Source organism: Metapseudomonas phytobenefica, assembly GCF_043392685.1.
GTDB lineage: Bacteria > Pseudomonadota > Gammaproteobacteria > Pseudomonadales > Pseudomonadaceae > Metapseudomonas.
In genome coordinates this window covers 91,187-97,584 of sequence record NZ_JBHZGM010000023.1, presented here as the reverse complement: position 1 = coordinate 97,584, position 6,398 = coordinate 91,187, and the positions used below count along the sequence as shown (strand labels likewise).

Annotated in this window: 5 protein-coding genes; 3 read left to right on the top strand and 2 right to left on the bottom strand. The window is 66.1% G+C overall.

Annotation, left to right across the window (positions count from 1 at the left end; all coding sequences use genetic code 11):
- Both ACFW0B_RS18290 and gcvT read left to right on the top strand, forming a co-directional pair.
- A partial coding sequence (locus tag ACFW0B_RS18290) for a hypothetical protein (protein WP_449148735.1) occupies window positions 1–86 on the top strand: 86 nt, incomplete at its 5' end.
- Between the two features lie 84 nt (window positions 87–170).
- Entirely contained in the window at window positions 171–1,289 is a 1,119-nt protein-coding gene (gene gcvT, locus ACFW0B_RS18285; protein ID WP_449150421.1) for a glycine cleavage system aminomethyltransferase GcvT, read from the top strand.
- A gap of 317 nt (window positions 1,290–1,606) precedes the next feature.
- On the opposite strand, the gene metE is transcribed toward gcvT, so the two are convergent.
- Window positions 1,607–3,895 carry a 5-methyltetrahydropteroyltriglutamate--homocysteine S-methyltransferase gene (metE, locus tag ACFW0B_RS18280; RefSeq protein ID WP_449150420.1) on the bottom strand — a complete coding sequence of 763 codons (2,289 nt, stop codon included), beginning with the start codon at window positions 3,893–3,895 and terminating at the stop codon, window positions 1,607–1,609.
- A gap of 108 nt (window positions 3,896–4,003) precedes the next feature.
- On the opposite strand from metE, the gene metR reads away from it, so the two are divergent.
- A complete protein-coding gene (metR, locus tag ACFW0B_RS18275; protein WP_449150419.1) occupies window positions 4,004–4,921 on the top strand; it encodes a transcriptional regulator MetR in 918 nt (305 codons plus the stop codon).
- A gap of 133 nt (window positions 4,922–5,054) precedes the next feature.
- Here metR and ACFW0B_RS18270 read toward each other — a convergent pair whose 3' ends face one another.
- Window positions 5,055–6,398: a TolC family outer membrane protein gene (locus tag ACFW0B_RS18270; protein ID WP_449150418.1), complete on the bottom strand. Its 1,344-nt coding sequence runs from the start codon at window positions 6,396–6,398 to the stop codon at window positions 5,055–5,057.

The window sequence follows — 6,398 nt, the reverse complement described above, 5'->3', positions numbered from 1 at the left end:
CCATGCGCCAGACCGGCGCCGACATGAAGAGCAAGTACAAGGAAACCGCCCGCGGCGGCCTCGCCGTGAACATCATCGAATGCTGATGCTTTTTCTCCCCTCTCCCTTTGGGAGAGGGCTCGGGGGTGAGGGAAACCCGCCCCGGACCGCCTTTCACTTTGGAGTTCTACATGACTGACCTCGCCAAAACCCCGCTGCACGCCCTGCATCTCGAACTCGGCGCGCGCATGGTGCCCTTCGCCGGCTACGACATGCCGGTGCAGTACCCGCTCGGCGTGCTCAAGGAGCACCTGCATACCCGCGAGCAGGCCGGCCTGTTCGACGTATCCCACATGGGCCAGATCCTCCTGCGGGGTGAGAACGCCGCGCGCGCCCTGGAAAGCCTGGTGCCGGTGGACATCCTCGATCTGCCGGTGGGCCTGCAGCGCTATGCACTGTTCACCGACGAGAACGGCGGCATCCTCGACGACCTGATGGTCGCCCGCCTGGCGGACGACACGCTGTTCCTGGTGGTCAACGCCGCCTGCAAGGAGCAGGACCTGGCGCACCTGCGCAAACACCTCGGCGAGCAGTGCGAAATCGAATCGCTGTTCGAGTCCCGCGCCCTGCTCGCCCTGCAGGGGCCCAAGGCCGCTCAGGCGCTGAGCCGCCTGGCGCCGGACGTAAGCGGTCTGACTTTCATGCAGTTCACCCAACTCGAGTTGTTGGGCGTGAGTTGCTACGTCAGCCGCTCCGGCTACACCGGCGAGGATGGCTACGAAATTTCTGTTCCGGTCGAGCATGCAGACGCGTTGGCGCGTGCCCTGCTCAAGCAGCCGGAAGTCCAGCCCATCGGCCTCGGCGCCCGCGACTCGCTGCGCCTGGAAGCCGGCCTGTGCCTCTACGGCCACGACATGAGCACCGCCACCACGCCGATCGAGGCCAGCCTGACCTGGGCCATCTCCAAGGCCCGCCGCGTCGATGGCCTGCGCGCCGGCAACTTCCCCGGCGCCGGCCAAATCTTCGCCCAGCAGCGCGACGGCGTGCCGAGCAAGCGCGTCGGCCTGCTGCCACAGGAGCGCGTGCCGGTGCGTGAAGGCGCGGAGATCGTCGATGCCGACGGCGCGGTGATCGGCCGCGTCTCCAGCGGCGGCTTCGGCCCCAGCCTCGGCGCCCCGGTGGCCATGGGCTACGTCGCCGCCAGCCACGCCGCCCTGGACAGCGAAGTCTGGGCCCTGGTGCGCAGCAAGCGCGTGGCCATGAAGGTCGCCAAGACCCCCTTCGTGCCGCAGCGCTACTACCGCGGCTGAGAGCTGTTGCTCTTGTAGGAGCGAGCTCTGCTCGCGAACAAAACCTTCGCGAGCAAGCTCGCTCCTACGAACCTCGTACCACGCCGATCAGCAGGTACACGGGACGAAGATCGGCCGAGCGATAAGGAAGGCTCCCAGTTGTTTGCGAATTCATTCGCGAAATGGGCTGACTCCGAGTCGGTCTGGGAATCCCTCACCCCCAGCCCCTCTCCCTGAAGAGGAGAGGGGGGCAGTCCGCATACGCGTCATGCTTTGGTGCCCGCCTGTTGGGGCGAATTCATTCGCCAGGCAGACCGCAGGCCTGCCCGGCGTTTCCCTCAGGCGAACTCCGCGCGCAACTGCCGGGCAGCCGCCACCATGTTCACCAGGGCCGCTTCGGTTTCCGGCCATGCGCGGGTCTTCAGGCCACAATCAGGATTGACCCACAGGCGCTCGGCGGGAACGCGTTCGGCGGCCTTGCGCAGCAGCGCGGCCATCTCGGCGCTGTCCGGCACGCGCGGTGAATGGATGTCGTAGACGCCCGGCCCGATCTCATTCGGATAGGCGAAGGCTTCGAAGGCATCCAGCAGCTCCATGTCCGAGCGCGAGGTCTCGATGGTGATGACGTCGGCGTCCATGGCGGCGATGGACTCGATTACATCGTTGAATTCGCTGTAGCACATGTGGGTATGGATCTGGGTCTCGTCGCGCACGCCGCTGGCGGTCAGGCGGAAGGCTTCGGTGGCCCAGTCCAGATAGTGCTGCCACTGGGCCCGGCGCAGCGGCAGGCCCTCGCGGAAGGCCGCTTCGTCGATCTGCACGATGCCGATGCCGGCCTCTTCCAGGTCCAGCACCTCGTCGCGGATGGCCAGCGCCAGCTGGCGGGCCTGCACCTCGCGCGACACATCCTCACGCGGAAACGACCACATCAGCATGGTCACCGGCCCGGTCAGCATGCCCTTCATCCACTTGGCGGTCAGGCCCTGGGCGTAGCGGATCCACTCCAGGGTCATCGCCTGTGGGCGGCTCAGGTCACCGACGATCACCGCTGGTTTCACGCAGCGGGAACCGTAGCTCTGCACCCAGCCGAAGCGGGTGAAGGCATAGCCGTCCAACTGCTCGGCGAAGTATTCCACCATGTCGTTGCGTTCGGCCTCGCCGTGCACCAGCACATCGAGGCCCAGTCGCTCCTGCACCTCCACCGCATGACGGATTTCGCTGTGCATGGCCTCGGTGTACTCCGCCGCCGACAGCTTGCCTTGCCTGAAGGCCTGCCGCGCCAGTCGAATCGCGGAGGTCTGCGGGAAGGAGCCGATGGTGGTGGTGGGGAAGGCCGGCAGCTGCAGACGCGCCCGTTGCCGCTCGATGCGCACGGCAAAGGGCGATGTGCGCTGGCTGTCTTCCGGTTTCAGGGCGGCGACACGGGCCTGCACCTCCCGCTTGTGGATACGCGGCGAGGCGGCGCGGCTGGCCTGTACCGCACGGCTGGCGGCCAGGGCGTCGAGCACGGCCGGGGCTTCGGGCTCGCTCAGGGCGCGGGCCAGCACGGCGACTTCCTCGCATTTCTGCACGGCGAAGGCCAGCCAGCTCTTCAGCTCGGCATCCAGGCCGTCTTCCCGGGCCAGGTCCATCGGGCTGTGCAGCAGCGAGCAGGACGGCGCAACCCAAAGGCGCTCGCCCAGGCGCTCATGGGCATGACGCAGCACGTCGAGGGCTTTTTCCAGGTCGCAACGCCAGACGTTGCGGCCGTTCACCACGCCGAGGGACAGCACCTTGTAGGCCGGCAGGCGGTCGAGGATGGTCGGGAACTGCTCGGGCGCGCGCACCAGGTCGATGTGCAGGCCGTCCAGAGGCAGGCTGGCAGCCAGGCCGAGGTTGTCTTCCAGGCCGCCGAAGTAGGTGGCGATCAGCTTCTTCAGGGGTTCCTTCTGCAGCAGGTTGTAGGCGCGCTCGAAGGCGTTCTTCCAGTCCTGGGGCAGGTCCAGCACGAGGATCGGCTCGTCGATCTGCACCCATTCCACTCCCTGGGCGGCCAGGCGCTGGAAAATCTCGCCATACACCGGCAGCAGCCGCTCCAGCAGGTCCAGCCGGTCGAAGTCACCGCCCTTGGCCTTGCCCAGCCAGAGGTAGGTCAGCGGGCCGATCAGCACCGGCTTGACGTTGTAGCCCAGGACGCGGGCTTCATCCACCTCCTCGAACAGCTGCTCCCAGCTCAGGGCGAACTGCTGGTCAGCGGTGAATTCGGGGACCAGGTAGTGGTAGTTGGTGTCGAACCATTTGGTCATTTCCTGGGCATGGGCGCCGCCGCAGCAGCCCTTGCTGAGGCCACGGGCCATGGCGAACAGGGTCTGCAGGCCCGCCTTGCCGTCATGGGAGCGGAAACGCTCGGGGATGACGCCGAAGGTGAGGGAATGGGTCAGCACCTGGTCGTACCAGGCGAAATCGCCTACCGGCAGCAGGTCGATGCCGGCGTCCTTCTGCAACTGCCAGTGCTCGGCACGCAATTGGCGGCCGACCGCACGCAGGCCGGCTTCGTCCAGCTCGCCCTTCCAGAAGGCTTCCAGTGCCTTCTTCAGTTCACGGTCGCGACCGATCCGCGGGAAGCCGAGGGAGTGGGACAGGGCCATGTTGAAAATCTCCATGCAAATGATGGAGCGATTGTCGACAGCCCTGACCACTTGAGACAAACTCAACAAATTCGTGTTCATCTCAAATTCTGCTCATGGAGAGCCGCCATGCTCGAGCTGCGCCATCTCAAGACCCTGCACGCCCTGCGCGAAGCCGACAGCCTGGTGGAAGCGGCCGAACGCCTGCACCTGACCCAATCGGCCCTCTCCCACCAGTTCAAGGAACTGGAAGAACGCCTCGGCATGCCGCTGTTCGTGCGCAAGACCAAGCCCGTGCGCTTCACCAGCGCCGGCCTGCGCCTGCTGCAACTGGCCGACAGCGTCCTGCCGCAACTGCGCAGCGCCGAACGCGACCTGGCGCGCCTGGCCGGCGGCACCGCGGGCCGGCTGCACATGGCCATCGAGTGCCATAGCTGCTTCCAGTGGCTGATGCCCACCATCGACCAGTTCCGCGATGCCTGGCCGGAAGTGGAGCTGGACCTGGCTTCGGGCTTCTCCTTCGCCCCCCTGCCCGCCCTCGCCCGTGGCGACCTGGACCTGGTGGTGACCGCCGACCCGGTGGACCTGGCGGGGATCACCTACGTGCCGCTGTTCACCTATGAGGCACTGCTGGCGGTGGATAACCAGCACGCCCTGGCGAACAAGTCCTTCATCGTGCCCGAGGACCTGGCCAGCCTGACCCTGATCACCTACCCGGTGGAACGCGACCGCCTGGACATCTTCACCCGCTTCCTCGAACCGGCTGACGTGGAACCGGCCCAGGTGCGCACCTCGGAACTCACGGTGATGATGATGCAGCTGGTGGCCAGCGGCCGCGGGGTCTGCTGCCTGCCCAACTGGGCATTGCACGAATACAGCTCGCGGGGTTATGTCACGGCCAAGCGCCTCGGTGAGAAGGGGCTGTATTGCACGCTCTACGCGGCGATCCGCGCCGATATGCTGGATGCGCCTTTCATGCGCGACTTCCTGCTGACGGCCAAGGACACTTCGTTCGCCACGCTCGAAGGGGTGAGTGCTGCGCGCTGAGGAAACCTACCCAGTAGGTTGGGTAGAGGAACGAAACCCAACGTGACCATGCCCAGCGCCGTGCGGTCCGGCACTGCCCTCACCCCCGGCCCCTCTCCCAAAGGGAGAGGGGGGACTTCTCCCCCGCCACGCCTCACGGACGCATCGAAAGCGATGGTCCCAGGTAGGCGTTGGCCTGCTGGATATCGTCTTCCCCCAGCAACCCCACCGCAGAGGCCAGCCGCAAGCGCGACAGCAGGTAGCGCAGCTTGGCCTCCACCAGGTCGCGGCGGGCGATGAAGGCCTGTTCCTCGGCATTGAGGATATCCAGGTTGGTACTGGTACCGGCCTGGAAGCCCTTGCGCGCCGATTCCTGGGCGCGCTCGCTGGAAACCACCGCCTTTTCCAGTGCCCGTACCCGCTGTTCGCCACTCTGCACGCCATGGAACTCACGGATGGTGCCCGACAACACTTCCTCGCGGCTGGAGTTCAGCTGGTCGTTGGCCAGCTCCCGATTGGCGCTCGCCTGGCGCACCTGGGCGTTGGTGGCGCCGCCGGCGAAGATCGGCATGCGAAATTCCACGCCCACCGAGCCGTACTTGTTCGTCTGGTTCTGGGTGGAAACCGAGTCGCTTTCCGAATCGTTGTAGGCGGCGACGAAATCCAGGGTCGGCCAGTGCCCGGCCTTGGCCCGGTTCACCTCTTCCTCGGCGATGTCCAGGCTGCGACTGCGAGCGATGATGGTCGGGTTGTTGGCGCGCGCATCGCTGATCCAGTCCTGCAGGGTCGGCGGCTCCAGCGGAGGCGTGGGGAACTCGGTGCGCAGGGTGGACATTTCCTCGGGCACCACGCCGAGCAGTTCCTGCAACAGGCGCCGCGCCACCAGCAGGTTGTCCTCGGCCTCGATCAGCTCGGCCTGGGCCAGGTCGCGCCGGGCAGAGGCCTGGTCGACGTCGATCACGGTGCCGTCGCCCAGCTGGAAGCGCCGCTTGGCGGCCAGCACCTGCTGTTCCAGGTTCTTCAGCTTCACCTTGGCCAGCTCGATGGTTTCCAGCGCCAGCAGCACCGAGAAATAACGGCTGGCCAGGCTGACCGCCGATTCCTGGGTCTTGGCGTCGAATACCGCGTCACTGAACAGGGTGCGCTGATTGCCCTGGCGGTACTCGGCCATCCTCTGCTTGTTGAACAGAGGTTGGCGCAATTCCACCACCGCCCCCCTTGAGTCGTACTCCAGGTCGCTCTCCACGGAGCGCCCGAGAATGTTGTCCTGTTCACTGGTGCCATCGACCCGTTTCCAGTAGGCGGTGGCATTGATGTTCGGCAGCAGGCCGGCCTTGCCCAGTTCCTTGTATTCCTGGCCGGCCTGGCGCTCGTGTACCGAAGCCAGATAAGTCGGTCCCTGGTTCTGGTAGACGTTCCAGGCTTCGCTCAGGTCCATGGCCGTCGCGGGCAGGGCGACAGCTCCGAGAAAACCGGCTATGGCCATCCGGGCTCCCAT